Raw genomic sequence first — 14,475 nt, forward strand, 5'->3', positions numbered from 1 at the left:
AGAAAGATGATGAAAGAAAAAGAAATCGTAAAATCAAAAAAGCCTCAAAGCTTTACCAGTAAGGTATTTAACTTTGCCATCTATGTAATAATGGTCTTGGTGGTTATTATCTGCGTGATACCTTTCATATATATGCTTGCCCTGTCCCTTTCCGGCACCAAGGCGATACTTAATAATCAGGTTTACTTACTACCTGTGGACTTCAATGTAGATGCCTACAGGCAGATATTTGAATATCCTAACTTCTTTAGATCCTATGGAAATACATTTCTTTACACCATCCTTGGTACTTCCATAGCAATGTTTATGACCATTATGTTTGCTTATCCACTCTCAAAGGTTGACCTTAGGGGACATAAGTTTTTCATCAAGCTGGTGGTCTTTTCAATGTTCTTTACAGGCGGTATGATACCTAACTACCTCCTTGTAAGCTCACTTCACCTTGCAGGCACAAGGTTTGCCATGCTGCTTCCTTTTGCCATCAACCAGTTCAACCTTATAATTATGGTTAATTCATTTCAGTCATTTCCGCACGAGCTTGAAGAGGCCGCACTTATAGACGGACTGGGCTACTGGGGGATACTTCGCAGGGTAGTTATTCCGCTTTCAAAGCCTGTAGTCGCTACCATTGCCCTCTACTATGCAGTATTTTTCTGGAATGACTGGTTTAACTCACTCATTTACCTAAAGAGCGACCAGTATCCTGTAATGCTCTTACTAAGAAATATAGTAAACGGAACCCTTATGGTGGGTGACGGAGCAGGCTCTGCGGACAAGAGCACCATTGGTATAGCTATAAAGACTGCCGTAATTATAACTTCAACTTTACCAATAATTATAATATATCCGTTTTTACAGAAATACTTTGTAAAAGGATTGACTGTAGGGGCTGTGAAGGGATAATGAATATGAAAGATAATATTAATTTGGATGAAATCTATACAGAACAGAGAAATCCGCTTACAATGCACATTGACGAGGAAAGTACAGAAGGCATTATAAGGCTTATGAACGGCGAGGATGCAAAGGTTGCTCTTGCTGTGGAGAAGGAAATTCCAAACATCGTAAAGGCTGTAGACCTCATCACAGAGGCTATCAGAGGCGGTGGACGACTCATATACTGTGGCTGTGGTACCTCAGGAAGACTGGGGATACTTGACGCAGTGGAATGTCTCCCTACCTTCAGTGCAGATTCTACAGTCATAGATGCTTTTATGGCGGGTGGAAATGATGCTCTGTTTAAGGCTGTAGAGCATGCTGAGGACAGCAAGGAGCTGGCTGTCAAAGACTTAAAGGAGAGACATTTTACAGCTAAGGACATACTCTGTGGAATAGCCGCAAGCGGAAGAACTCCTTATGTCATAGGAGCTATGGAGTATGCCAAATCTCTTGGCGCCAAGGTAATATCAGTAACCTGCGCTAAAGACAGCGAGATAGACAGACTCGCAGATATAGGAATTGCGCCGAGGCTTGGCGGAGAGGTTGTGACGGGCTCTACTAGGCTAAAGAGCGGTACTGCTCAGAAGATGATATTAAACATGCTCTCGACAGCCACCATGATTAAGCTTGGCAAGGTCTACGGAAACCTCATGGTGGATGTCAAGGCTACCAATAACAAGCTTGTGGAAAGATGCATAAGGATAGTTATGGAGGCCACTGGAACCGATAGGGATAATGCTCTTAACTGCCTTGAGAAATGCGGGTTTTCCGCTAAGACTGCCATAGTTATGATACTATGTGCTGTGGATGCCACTGAGGCTGAGAAGCTTCTAAGCTCTAATTACGGACGGATTTCTGATATACTGAGGAAAGAGCAAGTATGAGAGTATTAAATGGAATAGACCACCTTGAAGATGCTCATAAACTGCTAAAAGGCAAGAGAATAGGGCTTATAACAAGCTCTGCCGGTGTAACTGTAAACTTAGAGCATGATACCTCTGTATTTAAGAGGCTTGGCTACCATATAGAGACACTTCTTGCACCGGAACACGGAATCTGGGGAAATATCCCAGCAGGAGAGGTTGTAAGCGATGGCACAGACAGGCTTACCGGGCTTCCTATAACCAGTCTCTACAAGAAAGATAGGAAAAATCTTCCGGGGGAAGTAATAGAGAGGCTTGACATCATTGTCTATGATATTCAGGATGTCGGAAGCAGGTTTTACACCTATATTTCACTACTTAAAAATGTGATGAATGACTGTAAAAAAGCCGGTCTCCCCCTCCTCATATTGGACAGGGTGAATCCTCTTTCAGGCAAGGTTGAAGGAAACATCCTTAAGGATGAGTATTTTAGCTATGTAGGTTGTTTCTCCCTGCCGCAAAGATACGGACTGACTGCGGGCGAGGTTGCAAGGCTGTTTGACAGTGAAATAGGGCTTAAAGACAATCTCCATATCTTGGAGGTCTTAAACTGGGACAGAAATATGCTCTTTCCAGAGACAGGTCTTACCTTCATGCCTCCAAGCCCGAATATACCAAACTTTGATACAGCACTGGCTTATGCGGGGCTTTGCCTGCTTGAAGGAACCAACATCTCTGAAGGACGGGGCACTACCCTGCCCTTCTTACAGTTTGGCTCGCCCTTCATAAAGGCAGAGGTGTTAGCAAAGGAATTAAACTGCCTGAAACTCCCTTCAGTCATCTTTACTCCTGCATTTTTTACTCCTACATTTTCAAAATACAAGGGAGAACTATGTGAGGGAGTTTTGCTTCATATCACTGACTATCACGAATTTAGGCCTGTAGACACAGGATTTAGGATACTATATACTATAAAGCGGCTATACGGAGATGACTTTAAGCTCCTGCCAAAGGAAAAGGAAAATACTCACAGCTTCTTCACTTTGCTTACGGGAAGTGAGCTTTTTACCAAAGAAAACACCGATATAGAAGAACTGATTGAGATATTTAGGAAAGATAGTGAAACATTTTTAAACACTTGTAAAGAGTATATTTTATGATACAAGTGTGTGAAGTATACAAAATTGAATGTGGCTTTCCCACGAGAGAATTATTATCTTTTAAAAGCTATATATTACACAAGGAGGAACAATATGTCTGATATGCTTGTGAAGCTCTATGATTTACCTGATTCTGCGCCTATCTACAAGAGATGCAAGGAGGCCGGAGTAGAAATAAGAAGGGCAATGACTCCTGACTTAAGACGGATAGTTAAATGGGTTAGCGAATATTCAAGCGACTATGCCGCAGGGGAATGTGAAAGCTGCTTTGGAAAAAGCCCTGTCTCCTGCTTCATAGCAACAAGAGGCAGTGAAATAGTGGGATATGCCTGCTACAACGCTACTGCCAAGGACTTCTTCGGCCCTACCAGAGTGCTTGATAGCGAGCAGGGAAAAGGAATAGGTGCAGCACTTCTTCTTAGGTCACTTGAGGCTCTTAGGGAAGAGGGTTACGGCTACGCCATCATTGGCTCAGTGGGACCTGTCGACTTTTATAAAAAGGTATGCGGAGCAACCATAATAGAGGATTCAACTCCCGGCATTTACAAGGATTTCTTAAGGGGCTAGTTAAATGGAAAATACGATATTTAACATTAAAAACGCAGATGAAACTAAATTTGCCATTGGGCTTATGAGTGGCACCAGCGTAGACGGCATAGACGCTGCCCTTGTAAGAATAAGCGGTGCAGGCCTTGGCACCAAGGTAAGCCTTGTAAGCTTTATCACACTTCCCTTTAGCGAAGAAGTTAGAGCTCATATCCTCTCCCTTGCTGATGGGAAGCCTACTGACATGGAAGAAGTCTGCAGGATGAATATGTTAATCGGCGAGCTTAGCGCTGATGCCTGCGAGGAAGTCATCAAAAAGGCAGGAATAGATAAAAAAGAAATAGCCTTTGTAGGAAGTCATGGTCAGACTGTCTGGCATGAGCCTGTAAAGGTTGATTTTCTAGGTAAGCACTTCAATTCCACTCTTCAGATAGGGGATTCCTCTCCCATAGCAGAAAGGCTTGATACTGTGGTTGTAAGCGATTTTAGGGTGAGGGATGTGGCCGCCGGAGGAACAGGTGCACCACTGGTGCCTTATACCGAATTTGTCCTCTATAGCGACAGTAAAAGGAATGTCGCCCTCCAAAATATAGGCGGAATCGGCAACATCACCATTCTAAAAAAAGGCTGCGCCCTAGATGAGGTCTTTGCCTTTGATACAGGCCCCGGCAACATGTTAATAGACGGCTGTATAAGTCATATCACAGGCGGTGAGCTAAAGTATGATGAGGGAGGAAGGCTGGCAGAAAAGGGCAAGCCCAACAAAGAATTGCTGGACTTCATTATAGAAAATGATGACTATACAAGGCAAACACCTCCTAAGAACAGTGGGCGCGAGAGATATGGTTCAAAGTTCTTGGATAGTATAATAAAAGAGGGAGAAAGGCTCGGGCTGACAAGTGAAGACCTGCTTGCTACAATCACTAATTATACGGCTTTTACCATATATTATTCCATAAAGAATCATTGCAAGCTGACACCCGATAGGCTGATAGTAGGTGGAGGAGGCGCAAACAACCACACTCTGATGAATTATATAAGAAGATATCTCCCTGAGACTGAGGTCATAACCAATGAGGACTTGGGGCTTAGCGGGGATGCGAAAGAGGCTGTTGCCTTTGCCCTCCTTGCAAATGACTGCCTATACGGAAGATGTAACAATGCACCAATGGCAACAGGAGCTAACCACCCTGTCATTATGGGTAAGATTACAAGATAGAAAGGGGGCCCAGATTATCAGATACATAGTAGGAATAGACGGAGGAGGCAGCAAGACAAACCTTGAGGTAAGATTCTTTGACAGCCTTGACTCTCCTTGTGATATACTTAACAAAGAAAAAAGGAACTTTAAGACAGGTCCCTTAAATGTAAAAAACATAGCCTCAGGCAGCCTTAATGAAGCCGTTCTTAGCATGTTAAACTTCTTAGAAGGGCTTGAAGGCGGGCTTAAGCCTTGTGAAATGATAGTAGTGGGGACAGCAGGTGCAAGCAACCCTGAAATAGTAGAAAACATAAGAAAAGCATTTAGTGGGAACGGTTACAGCGGGAAGCTTGTCATAGTTGGAGATGATATAACGGCACTTAAGGGCGGTCTCTCAGGACGGGCAGGCGCTGTACTAATATCAGGCACAGGCTCTATATGTAACGGCATAGACAGTAAAGGACACAGCCTTAGAAGCGGGGGCTGGGGCTATCTCATAGACGATGTCGGCTCAGGCTATGCCATTGGGCGTGATATACTTAGCCAGGTAGTAAGGGAAAATGACGGTAGAAGCGAGAAAAGCGTACTTACTGAACTAGTGTATGAAAGGCTTAATATATCTTCTATCCCTGAACTAATTGCCTATGTCTACTCCGAAAACACAGGTAAGAATGACATTGCAGCCCTTGCACCCCTCATTGGAGAAGGAATGGCAAAGGGAGATAAGGCATCTATAGACATCTGCGACAAGGCAGTCTCTGAACTTTGCTCCTTAGCTGAGGCAGTCATAAAAGGCCTAGATAGTAAGAATCCGGAGCTTATGCTAAGCGGTAGCATACTAACCAAGCTCCTCCCTGTGAGGGAGAGGTTCATAAAAGCTTTTAAGTCAAGAAATGAAAATGTAAAGATTAGTGAACCTGAACACAGTGCAGAAACAGGTGCTGTACTCATTGGGGCTGAGATGATATTGGCTCCATTACAGTAATCAGTCAAAGAACACTTATTAGAACACAAACATCGTTGTAATCCACTATATCAATGGTTTACAACGATGTTTATTTATAAAGCTATTATATACAACAATTTGCTCATCCAAACTGCAAGGCTTACTTATTATAATTTATTACATGATTAGGAGAAGAAATACTTTACACTTGTGTCATTATACACTTACATCAATACTTACGCCTAAGCTCTCTTTTGTTCCTGAATTTGATTTTTCAGTACCTTCTACCTTAGAATCTTCTCCCGAAGCCTTATCTTCTGCATCTTCTGCCTTCTTAAGTTCTTTTTCATTTTCTGCTTTTTCAAGCTCTTCTATAAGAGATTTCTTGTGGTTTTTGATCTTTTTGGAATTAGCCATCATGGCTGCACTCTTTGCACTAATGTAGAGCTTCATGTCGTATTCCATAAGGGCACTCTCGTCTTTTGGCGAAACCTTATCTCCCCTTGATATCCTTCTAAATATCTCTAAGACAGCTCCAAATCTCCTTGCTTCCTTGCCCTTTGCATCAGCCTCCTCTTTAGCTTCCTCTGCTGCCTTTTTCAATTCTTCTGCAGCTGCCGCAAGCTCTTCCTTCTTTATCCTTGCAGCCTCGGCTTTTTCATCTTCCTTAGTGCTTTCACCTTCAGGAATAATTTTATTCTCTTCACTTTTTAGCGGTTTTTTGGATTTATCCGACTTTCTATAGCTGTAGTTATTAATCAAATTCCCTTGTATCTTCATATCACACCTCCCATCATACGATATTGTCTTAATTCATATATCGGATTTGTTGGGGTATTATTTAGGTATTCTCATTATATGATTTTTGTATAAACACAGGTCTTATATCCTGCGCCATCAAAGGTGCCCGCTAGTATAGTCTCAGTTTCCCTAAATCTCTTCTTAATTTCATCAGGAAAATAGGTATCAGCCTCCTCATACACTTTATCGTACACAGTTAAAATAACCTCATCTGCAAGCCCCGTACACTGTCTATATACCTGTCCCCCACCTATAATGTATAGGTCTTTATCAGGAAAGTTTTGCTTAGAATATTCTACAGCAGTCGTAATGCTCTCGAAGGTAATCACCCCGTCATTTTCATACTTCTTGGTTGTGGAAATTACGATATTTACCCTGTCAGGTAGGGGCTTACAGCCAAGGGATTCAAAGGTTTTTCTACCCATAAGGACAATGTGTCCTATGGTTAGTCGCTTAAAAAGCTTTAGGTCTTCAGGGATTTTAAACAGGAGGTTCCCTGAGATTCCAATGGCGAAGTTTTGGTCTACTGCTGCTATTAGTTTGGTTTTCATAGTTTTTTCCTTTGTCTGTGTAATACTATGGGAATATTTATACTATCTTTTTATTAGCTATTTACCCAGTTCTCTAATCTTAGCCCATCTATCCTCTCGAATTCTTTAATATTATTAGTGACAACAGTATAGCCAAGAGACCTGGCATGCCCTGCTATCATCATGTCCAATGGGTCTATGAGTGTACCTTTTCTCTCTAATTCCGCACGTATCTCTCCATACCCTTCTGCCGCACCGATATCAAATGGCAATATTTCTATATCTGTTAGTAACAATGTAAGAGCAGTACGGTTTTTGTCAACTGCTTTACTTTTTTCTACTCCATGTATAAGCTCAGCGTAAGTTACTGAAGATATGCATATTTCACTTGGATTATGCTCTTTCAGTCTTTCAATAACTTCTCTTGGCTTATGCTTTATGGCATATATGCAAATGTTGGTATCAAGCATATATCTCATAACTCTCCCCTCTCCTGAGCTCTCTGATCTGCCCTGCCTTCAGCCATATAATCTTCCGAAAACATATCAATGGCCTGCAATACAGACTCCCATTTATCTGACTTGGGAGAAAGCAAAACTATATTCCCGATTTTATTGATTGATACTTCATTGGCATCAAATCTATATTCCTTTGGCAGCCTAACTGCCTGACTTCCACCATTTTCAAATATTTTGGCTGTCATCATATCCATCAACCTCCTTTTTATTAAATATATATTAAAGTATATACTAAAGTCAATGCTTATTTTTAACCAATAAGAAGCTTAACTCTCTATCCCATATCAGTTCTTATTTTTTCGCTTACTTAATAATTAAATAAGTCAAGACTTTCATTTAAAATGTAAAAAGATGGTGAATTGTTAAAGTAACTTCCACGCCTAAGTTTAAATTTTTTATTTTAGCTACGGTACGGAAGTTACTTTTTCAAATAACACTGCGAGGCAGCATTTTTATATCTAAAAAACTTCCTCATTTACATTAAATAGTGTATAATAATTATAGTTTGTTTGATATTTAATTTAAATTTTGATAAAAAATATTGGTATATGAAGGGAGAGTACAAAATGAGTTATCAGGAAATTGCTAAAGATATGATTGATAAATTACCGGCTGATAAGATGATTTATGTCATAAATATTTTGGAAAATTTAGGTGAAATGTATGGGATTAGTCTTTATCCAAATTATGAGCCGAATAAAGAAACCTTAGAAGCTATTAAAGAAGTAGATAATATGATAAAAGAAGGAGTAGGCGAGCATTTTGAAGGGAGTACAACAGATTTTTTGAATGGAATTTTAGGGGAGTAAGAGTATGCTAAAACTTAATGTATCTACTAAATTTAAACGAGATTATAAAGTATGTAATAAAAGAGGATATAATCTACAATTACTGCAGATAGTGATTGATATTTTGCGAATACCTGAATTTCTTGAAAGAAAATATAAAGATCAAAAGCTAAGCGGGAACTATGAAGGATGTAGGGAATGTCACATTTTACCGGATTGGCTCCTAATATATCGTATTAATGATGATGAGCTGTATCTTGTTCGTACCGGAACGCATTCTGATTTGTTTGGGATATAATGATAGATTTTCAAGGTAAGTGTAAATCTTCTCCTCCTTTTGGAAAATAATGAGTTGATTCCAATCATAGAAATTAATGGACGATTTACTTTATCAACCTATGTTTCCTTTGTACAAGAAAAAAAGAAACTTGCGAATGCTGTATTATTTTCATTTTATACAAAAATTCCATTGGTGAGTTATAATAATTACAGTGGACTAAAAAAACAACTTCAAGAAAAAAACATCTGGTATAAAGACAATCATGGATTGTTTGTATATAATTCAGAATCTATTACGAAGCGTAGAGTTGGAGAGAATGGCAGAATGTTTGGTATACTTATGTGAAACTTTAAATGTTTCACAAATCAAAAGTTGTCTAAAGGAGATTAGCTATGAATTTTAAGGTTGCAATAGTACAGAAGCGCTCTACACATAACCATATTAGTGAAAACGTATCGGATGTTATTCGTATGATGGAAGAAGCCTCAGTGAATGCAGCTGATATACTTTTATTGCCAGAATGTTATGTTACTGGATTTGGCTTTCCCGTTGTTTATGAAAATAGTATTGCAGAAGATGATTTAGCGATTGAAAAAGTATGTGATGCTGCAAAAAAATATAATATAGGTGTGGTTTTGACTTCTTTTACAAAAGGAAAAAGTCGACCACAGAATACAGCTTTTGTAATAGGAAAATCCGGTGAAAAATTGATGAAATATTCCAAGGTTCACACTTGCGACTTTGCTGACGAAAGAGAACTCGAACCAGGTACTGAATTTAAGGTCTGTGAATTCGATGGGATTAAACTTGGAATTATGATTTGCTATGATCGTGAATATCCTGAAAGTGCAAGAATTTTAATGTTAAAAGGAGCAGAGATTATTCTCGTTCCGAATGATTGTGAAACAATGAAGCCTAGAATCCAGGCATTGTCTACGAGAGCCTATGAGAATATGGTTGGTATAGCGATGGCCAATCCGAATGGAGATAATAAGGGATGTTCCTGTGCATATAGTCCGATTTGTTGGGATCGAGAGGGAATTAGCGTTGAGAATACGATTGTGTTAGCAGATGATATGACCGAGGGGATATTCTATGCTGACTTTGATATAGACACAATCAGAGATTACAGAAGTAAAGAAATGATGGGCAATACATTTAGAAAAGTAGATTCCTATAGAGAATTACTGAATAAAAATATAAGCGAACCTTTTATTCGAAACGGTCAAGATAGAGAAACAAAATAACGAAAGTGCTACAAAACAGTCACACGATTTCGTGTGGCTGAAGAGATTTCTTCTTTTGTATCAATGATTATGCCTGCTTATGTTGATAATATGTATTGTAAATCTGTTCAAGGCATCAATACATTTAGGAATCATAATACAAAGGTCGAAACAAAGCTGAGAGAGCTTGGATTTATTGAGTTTTCATTATAGGACTAATCTATATGCATGCACTATGCAGCGGGGAACATGCACTAAAACACCGGAAAGCGTGCACTCGATGACCGTGTAGCATGCACTGAGTCATCGGTATTTACACCTTCTATATCAACCGGAGTATATAGCTTTCCGGTAGAACTTGCAGCAAAGATAGTAGTAAAGACGGTCAGCCTATTTTTGGAGGATAACGAGGATAGTTTTGACATTGTAGAATGGGTATTGTTTGATGATAAGGCAGAAAGAGTTTCACATACTCCCTCCTTTGAACTTAAATAATCTCTCGGAATCTCTAAGCCAGTAAATATAAGGCTTTTAGATTCCTTTTTTATTAAAATCCCCCCACTTTTTTGCCAAAAATACTTGACAAATCCATCGAAAAATGCGGCGCTACGCGCCCTTATTTATAAGATATATTTTTCGATTGGAGGCGATTTTATGTTACCTGTTAACTGCGGCAGCCATGCCGACTACCAAAACTTTGTTGTTAAAAATCTTCGTAAATATTATCCTAACCCGGATGCAATTGCCCGCTCTACATTGGATATCATTGAACGTTTTTGGACTTTGGATTTATCTTACACTGATGAATTCATGCGTGATAAACACTCTAAATTCGGTACGGCTCCAAGAACACCTTCCTCTATGCAACGCTCTTATCTTTTATCCATTGATTTTAAGGTTACTTCCATAACCGATTGGGTGGCTCAACTTAAAATCAATCCTTTGTACGCAATACTCAGCGGTTTCATAATGTGTCTGTCTCTAAAGGACTAATCAATGCTGATTCTTTATCTGCAGCAGGATACGGCACTCCTGTTGTTACCCCTCACAGAATGAGAAGAATACTAAAATTCATCATCTAACCCCATAGACAACCATACTAAGGTTGACTTCTGGTTATGCAGCATTCTTTATAATATCCTCTTCATTATAGGCTATAGGCACATCACTCTGATAGTCCATTGGTGCTGCAGGATACTTAGATGCATCCCATGAATGGTCCTTTCTCATACTTGCATCGCCTTTTAAATAATAATCTCTATTGTTAAAATATTCATACTCAGAAGTATCTTCATAATGCCCTCTATTCCAAGTATTATCAAGATGATACCAGGTTCCGTCAACCTTTACCATATTCCAGCTATGAGCTCCACCTGCGTCACCTACAATATAAAGGACTTCCAACCCTGCCTCTTTTGCAAGTCTATAGAACATATTAGCCTTAGAGTTGCATACTCCGCCTCCTCCAAAAAGTAGTGCAAATGAGCTATAAACTGAATATTTGCCAAGTTTTTCTTTTCCTAACTCATCTCCAAAAAGCTCTCCTCTATCTCCAAAAGTATAGCGGTATGCCCTTACCATAAAGTCATTAATCGCCCTAACCTTTTCTTCGTCAGTCATCTCAGACCTTATGTTATCCGCCACCCACTTAGTTATACTTTTCTTCAAATACTCGATATCTTCTTTTGTAATCTCATATTTCTGAGAACTCGTCAATTTAAAATATCCTTTGTAAAGCTGCATAGAATTGGTGGCATTGTTTAAGTGATGAGCAATATCATTAAATTCCGGTATGGCATATAATCTATCCCATACATCTTCATTTTCATCTTCAAAATTAACAACATCGGAAGCAATATTCAAAGAAAATTCCTCTTCAGCATTTTCAGTTCTTTTGACAATCTCTTTTAGCAACTCATCTTTAGAGTGAATAATTGGAGTAACTTTTGCTAAAATAGCGTCTGCCTGTCGCTTAGTTAGCTTGGTATCAAGAGTGAATTCAAGCACTCCAAACTTTGGATATTCGCGTGAAGACTGAGTAATCCATACCTTTTCTGCCAAATCATTGTACTTTGGTTCATCTTCCAATGAGTCCACAAAATCACTGTTAAATTCTTTATAAATAGGCTTGCTCACTTTGAATATGAACTTCTTATCAAGTGCATAAAGGTTATCTAAAAATGCTTTTCTTACTTCTTCACTGCTTTCTATTACAGGCTGCTTTTCTACCTTCTTTAGATTGGCTACAATTTTAATCCATTCTTTATGCGGTGCCTTGTAGGTTATTGTAATTTTAACGAAAAGAACCTTTTTAGTTGAATTATAATCATAGTTATAGTGCTTTACATGACTAAGTAATTCCGAAGCTATAAAGCTTCTATTTCCCTTTTCCCAAAAGACTTTATCGAAACTTTCAATATTAGAAACTACCTTTCTGTCAATCTGATAGCTGATTTCCCTAGTTCTTTTAATAAGGTTTTCATCAAGGCTCTTTATCAACTGTTTCTTTGAACTAATTTTAATAATCTTTTTCTTCTGCCCCTTGCTTGCTACTATTCTTACATCCTTTTCCGTGTCTGCAAGAGCTTTTTCACCTGGTAAAGCCACTGTCAAAAAGGATAGAAACAGAATTAGATATACTATTTTTTGTCTCATCGTTATTTTTTGTCTCATCGTTATTTTCATCTTCAATCCACCTCTTAATTTCATTAAATAAAGCATCATGTATAATATATCGGATGGTTTAGCTGTCTTGATTAGAGTTCTTTACCACAAAGCACCACTGCCTTCTCTAGTCCATCACAAATCCTATCACTCCCTTATGCTTCACTTCAACAGCCTTTAAGCTAAAATCATCGCATAGGGATTACAATACTTTATCATTAGCCTTGCTATCCTAGCCAAGAGACTCAAAGGTTTTTCTCCCCATGATGACAAAATGTCCTGTGGTTAGTCTTTTGAATAGTTTCAGGTCTTCGGGGATTTTAAATAGGATGAATTGAAAAAGTAAGTTCCACATCTTGGCCTCAATATTTATATCTAGGCTAAGAGTGGAACTTACTTTTTGACAGTGTGCCAGATTATGTGATTGTGAATGTGGCCCATAACCTCCTTGAAAATATACCACTTACCTATAGAGGTCCTCAAGTGTCAGCAATGTAACCTCTCCCTGCATTTCTGCCTCCAACAGTGCCGGCGTAAAGCCCCCTTTGGAAAAAATATAATAGTGGAAGATTCCGTTCTGTCGAAATACTGCTGCATATCTGCGTAGCAGTTCCAATTCCTCGATTCCAATCTTCTCATTCCGATATTTGCAGGAACCAATCAGATACTCGTTTCCATCTACCGGTGCCCCCACAATGTCAATCTGTACCTCCTTACGGGTCTTGGAATCCGTTCCCCACCACTGTCCCACATTACTCAGCAGAATCGGTAGGTCTTTCGCATAGCGGAGCAAATATTCCTGGCACATTTTTTCAAATACTAGTCCCATATAATCAGGGTAAAAGCGTTTCACCGCCTGTTCATAGATAAGACGCATCCGCCCGGCGCTGATGACAGACATGTTCCGAGGAATGAAACGATACCAAAATCGAAAAAAGTTATCGTCAATGGCATAGATCGTTTTCTTGCCGGGCTTCTCCGTAATCGGCGTTTCCTTTTTCAAAATTCCTAAATCCAGCAATACCTTCAAGTACTTCGCACATACGCCGGATTCCAATCCGACCTTTGTTGAAATCTCGTTGGAGCGGCTGGCTCCTGCGGCAATCGCTGAAATGACAGAGTTGTAGATGGCCGGCTCCCGCAGTTCCTGCTTTAACAAATTTTCCGGCTCCTCAAACAGGTAACTGGAGGTGCTGAACAGGTTCTCCAAAAGTGCTTCATCCAAATTACTTTCCACATCCAGTTTATTGATATAGTGCGGAATACCGCCAGTCACGCCATATAAAAGCGCCTGGTCGGCAGCTTTCAGTTCGGGATGAAACTCAGTAATCTCCCGGTAGGTCAGCGCCTGAATCTTGAACTGTGCCGTGCGCCGCCCATACAGAGGGCTTTCATACCCCAGCACCTGGTATTCCATAAAGCTCATAGAGGAGCCACACAGTATGAGATAAATCCGGCTATCCTGCCAGCTGTGGTCAATGATATGCTGGAGCCTGGAGGAAATCGACTTTTCCGCTTTCGCAAGATATGGGTATTCATCAATGACAAATACCAACCGTTTCTCCATCGCCATCCCGCTAATAGCCTCCAGTGCGTCCTCATAGCTCCGATAGGTAGGAGTACTGGTGCTGTCCGGATTCTGACAGGTATAAATCGCCTTGGAGAGTGCTTCCAGATTTTCCTGGGAGGATGCGTTTAGGGCGGAAAAATAGACGGTAGGTTTTCCTTTGCAAAATTCGTTGATCAGGGCGGTTTTGCCTACGCGTCGCCTACCATAAATGACAACACACTCAAACCGGCCCTTTTTATAGCGGTTATTCATGGTGCGGAGTTCTTCTTCCCTACAATAAAACATAGTAACCTCCTTACTTATACAGATTGCTGAGTTACGAGTTGGTGTATTATGAGTTTATTATAAACATTATTACGGTTTTGTCAACTAAAGAGCCTTGAACCTTTTAACGTAAAAAAAGATACTCTACAAGCAATTAACCTGTAGAATATCTTGTTATT

Annotated in this window: 17 protein-coding genes and 1 pseudogene; 11 read left to right on the forward strand and 7 right to left on the reverse strand. The window is 39.7% G+C overall.

Translation table 11 applies throughout. The annotated features are described in order from the left end of the window. Positions 1-6 precede the first annotated feature (6 nt). The 6 genes from ACO6HM_RS00635 (at position 7) to ACO6HM_RS00660 (ending at position 5,694) form a co-directional block, all read left to right on the forward strand. Entirely contained in the window at positions 7-903 is an 897-nt protein-coding gene (locus ACO6HM_RS00635; protein WP_485389279.1) for a carbohydrate ABC transporter permease, read from the forward strand. Positions 904-908: 5 nt separating this feature from the next. Continuing rightward, positions 909-1,823, forward strand: a complete 915-nt coding sequence (gene murQ / locus ACO6HM_RS00640) for an N-acetylmuramic acid 6-phosphate etherase (RefSeq protein WP_485389280.1) — start codon at positions 909-911, stop codon at positions 1,821-1,823. Then, positions 1,820-2,962, forward strand: coding sequence for an exo-beta-N-acetylmuramidase NamZ family protein (locus tag ACO6HM_RS00645; RefSeq protein ID WP_485389281.1), 1,143 nt, complete (start codon positions 1,820-1,822; stop codon positions 2,960-2,962). Before murQ ends, ACO6HM_RS00645 begins: the two co-directional genes overlap by 4 nt. Positions 2,963-3,055: 93 nt before the next feature. Continuing rightward, positions 3,056-3,529: a GNAT family N-acetyltransferase gene (locus ACO6HM_RS00650; protein WP_485389282.1), complete on the forward strand. Its 474-nt coding sequence runs from the start codon at positions 3,056-3,058 to the stop codon at positions 3,527-3,529. Positions 3,530-3,533: 4 nt separating this feature from the next. Further along, a complete protein-coding gene (locus ACO6HM_RS00655) occupies positions 3,534-4,727 on the forward strand; it encodes an anhydro-N-acetylmuramic acid kinase (protein ID WP_485389283.1) in 1,194 nt (397 codons plus the stop codon). After that, positions 4,669-5,694 carry an N-acetylglucosamine kinase gene (locus ACO6HM_RS00660; RefSeq protein WP_485389284.1) on the forward strand — a complete coding sequence of 342 codons (1,026 nt, stop codon included), beginning with the start codon at positions 4,669-4,671 and terminating at the stop codon, positions 5,692-5,694. The genes ACO6HM_RS00655 and ACO6HM_RS00660 overlap by 59 nt, the downstream gene beginning before the upstream one ends. Before the next feature lie 177 nt (positions 5,695-5,871). Here ACO6HM_RS00660 and ACO6HM_RS00665 read toward each other — a convergent pair whose 3' ends face one another. The 4 genes from ACO6HM_RS00665 to vapB form a co-directional block, all read right to left on the reverse strand. Continuing rightward, positions 5,872-6,435 (reverse strand): hypothetical protein, encoded by a 564-nt coding sequence (locus ACO6HM_RS00665; protein ID WP_485389285.1) that lies wholly within the window; start codon positions 6,433-6,435, stop codon positions 5,872-5,874. A gap of 74 nt (positions 6,436-6,509) precedes the next feature. Further along, on the reverse strand, positions 6,510-7,007 hold the full coding sequence (locus ACO6HM_RS00670; protein WP_485389286.1) for a dihydrofolate reductase: 498 nt from the start codon (positions 7,005-7,007) through the stop codon (positions 6,510-6,512). A gap of 53 nt (positions 7,008-7,060) precedes the next feature. Then, complete coding sequence (gene vapC, locus ACO6HM_RS00675) at positions 7,061-7,465, reverse strand: type II toxin-antitoxin system tRNA(fMet)-specific endonuclease VapC (protein ID WP_485389287.1); 405 nt, start codon at positions 7,463-7,465, stop codon at positions 7,061-7,063. Then, positions 7,462-7,692, reverse strand: a complete 231-nt coding sequence (gene vapB, locus ACO6HM_RS00680) for a type II toxin-antitoxin system antitoxin VapB (RefSeq protein WP_485389288.1) — start codon at positions 7,690-7,692, stop codon at positions 7,462-7,464. Before vapB ends, vapC begins: the two co-directional genes overlap by 4 nt. A 378-nt stretch (positions 7,693-8,070) precedes the next feature. On the opposite strand from vapB, the gene ACO6HM_RS00685 reads away from it, so the two are divergent. From ACO6HM_RS00685 to ACO6HM_RS00705, 5 genes and pseudogenes are all read left to right on the forward strand, one after another. Further along, the gene (locus ACO6HM_RS00685) at positions 8,071-8,313 is read left to right on the forward strand and encodes a hypothetical protein (RefSeq protein ID WP_485389289.1); all 243 of its coding nucleotides are present in this window, start codon (positions 8,071-8,073) and stop codon (positions 8,311-8,313) included. Positions 8,314-8,317: 4 nt separating this feature from the next. After that, positions 8,318-8,590 carry a type II toxin-antitoxin system YafQ family toxin gene (locus tag ACO6HM_RS00690; RefSeq protein WP_485389290.1) on the forward strand — a complete coding sequence of 91 codons (273 nt, stop codon included), beginning with the start codon at positions 8,318-8,320 and terminating at the stop codon, positions 8,588-8,590. A gap of 374 nt (positions 8,591-8,964) precedes the next feature. Then, on the forward strand, positions 8,965-9,819 hold the full coding sequence (locus ACO6HM_RS00695; RefSeq protein WP_485389291.1) for a carbon-nitrogen hydrolase family protein: 855 nt from the start codon (positions 8,965-8,967) through the stop codon (positions 9,817-9,819). Between the two features lie 285 nt (positions 9,820-10,104). Beyond that, positions 10,105-10,293: pseudogene (locus tag ACO6HM_RS00700) on the forward strand (hypothetical protein); the annotation flags it as partial. A 159-nt stretch (positions 10,294-10,452) separates the two neighbouring features. Beyond that, a complete protein-coding gene (locus tag ACO6HM_RS00705; RefSeq protein ID WP_485389292.1) occupies positions 10,453-10,791 on the forward strand; it encodes a hypothetical protein in 339 nt (112 codons plus the stop codon). A 123-nt stretch (positions 10,792-10,914) separates the two neighbouring features. On the opposite strand, the gene ACO6HM_RS00710 is transcribed toward ACO6HM_RS00705, so the two are convergent. From ACO6HM_RS00710 to ACO6HM_RS00720, 3 genes are all read right to left on the reverse strand, one after another. Continuing rightward, on the reverse strand, positions 10,915-12,483 hold the full coding sequence (locus ACO6HM_RS00710; RefSeq protein WP_485389293.1) for a transglutaminase domain-containing protein: 1,569 nt from the start codon (positions 12,481-12,483) through the stop codon (positions 10,915-10,917). Between the two features lie 211 nt (positions 12,484-12,694). Then, positions 12,695-12,817 carry a dihydrofolate reductase gene (locus ACO6HM_RS00715; RefSeq protein ID WP_485377122.1) on the reverse strand — a complete coding sequence of 41 codons (123 nt, stop codon included), beginning with the start codon at positions 12,815-12,817 and terminating at the stop codon, positions 12,695-12,697. A gap of 108 nt (positions 12,818-12,925) precedes the next feature. After that, positions 12,926-14,317 carry an ATP-binding protein gene (locus ACO6HM_RS00720; protein ID WP_485389294.1) on the reverse strand — a complete coding sequence of 464 codons (1,392 nt, stop codon included), beginning with the start codon at positions 14,315-14,317 and terminating at the stop codon, positions 12,926-12,928. Positions 14,318-14,475: the final 158 nt, after the last annotated feature.

The sequence above is a fragment of the Catonella sp. genome (assembly GCF_057250765.1).

Excerpts from the sequence above, each read along its gene's own strand:
- ACO6HM_RS00635 (WP_485389279.1), top strand. The coding sequence starts at position 7 with ATGATGAAAGAAAAAGAAATCGTAAAATCAAAAAAGCCTCAAAGCTTT.
- murQ (WP_485389280.1), top strand. The coding sequence starts at position 909 with ATGAAAGATAATATTAATTTGGATGAAATCTATACAGAACAGAGAAAT.
- ACO6HM_RS00645 (WP_485389281.1), top strand. The coding sequence starts at position 1,820 with ATGAGAGTATTAAATGGAATAGACCACCTTGAAGATGCTCATAAACTG.
- ACO6HM_RS00650 (WP_485389282.1), top strand. The coding sequence starts at position 3,056 with ATGTCTGATATGCTTGTGAAGCTCTATGATTTACCTGATTCTGCGCCT.
- ACO6HM_RS00655 (WP_485389283.1), top strand. The coding sequence starts at position 3,534 with ATGGAAAATACGATATTTAACATTAAAAACGCAGATGAAACTAAATTT.
- ACO6HM_RS00660 (WP_485389284.1), top strand. The coding sequence starts at position 4,669 with ATGCACCAATGGCAACAGGAGCTAACCACCCTGTCATTATGGGTAAGA.
- ACO6HM_RS00665 (WP_485389285.1), bottom strand. The coding sequence starts at position 6,435 with ATGAAGATACAAGGGAATTTGATTAATAACTACAGCTATAGAAAGTCG.
- ACO6HM_RS00670 (WP_485389286.1), bottom strand. The coding sequence starts at position 7,007 with ATGAAAACCAAACTAATAGCAGCAGTAGACCAAAACTTCGCCATTGGA.
- vapC (WP_485389287.1), bottom strand. The coding sequence starts at position 7,465 with ATGAGATATATGCTTGATACCAACATTTGCATATATGCCATAAAGCAT.
- vapB (WP_485389288.1), bottom strand. The coding sequence starts at position 7,692 with ATGATGACAGCCAAAATATTTGAAAATGGTGGAAGTCAGGCAGTTAGG.
- ACO6HM_RS00685 (WP_485389289.1), top strand. The coding sequence starts at position 8,071 with ATGAGTTATCAGGAAATTGCTAAAGATATGATTGATAAATTACCGGCT.
- ACO6HM_RS00690 (WP_485389290.1), top strand. The coding sequence starts at position 8,318 with ATGCTAAAACTTAATGTATCTACTAAATTTAAACGAGATTATAAAGTA.
- ACO6HM_RS00695 (WP_485389291.1), top strand. The coding sequence starts at position 8,965 with ATGAATTTTAAGGTTGCAATAGTACAGAAGCGCTCTACACATAACCAT.
- ACO6HM_RS00705 (WP_485389292.1), top strand. The coding sequence starts at position 10,453 with ATGTTACCTGTTAACTGCGGCAGCCATGCCGACTACCAAAACTTTGTT.
- ACO6HM_RS00710 (WP_485389293.1), bottom strand. The coding sequence starts at position 12,483 with ATGAAAATAACGATGAGACAAAAAATAACGATGAGACAAAAAATAGTA.
- ACO6HM_RS00715 (WP_485377122.1), bottom strand. The coding sequence starts at position 12,817 with ATGTGGAACTTACTTTTTCAATTCATCCTATTTAAAATCCCCGAAGAC.
- ACO6HM_RS00720 (WP_485389294.1), bottom strand. The coding sequence starts at position 14,317 with ATGTTTTATTGTAGGGAAGAAGAACTCCGCACCATGAATAACCGCTAT.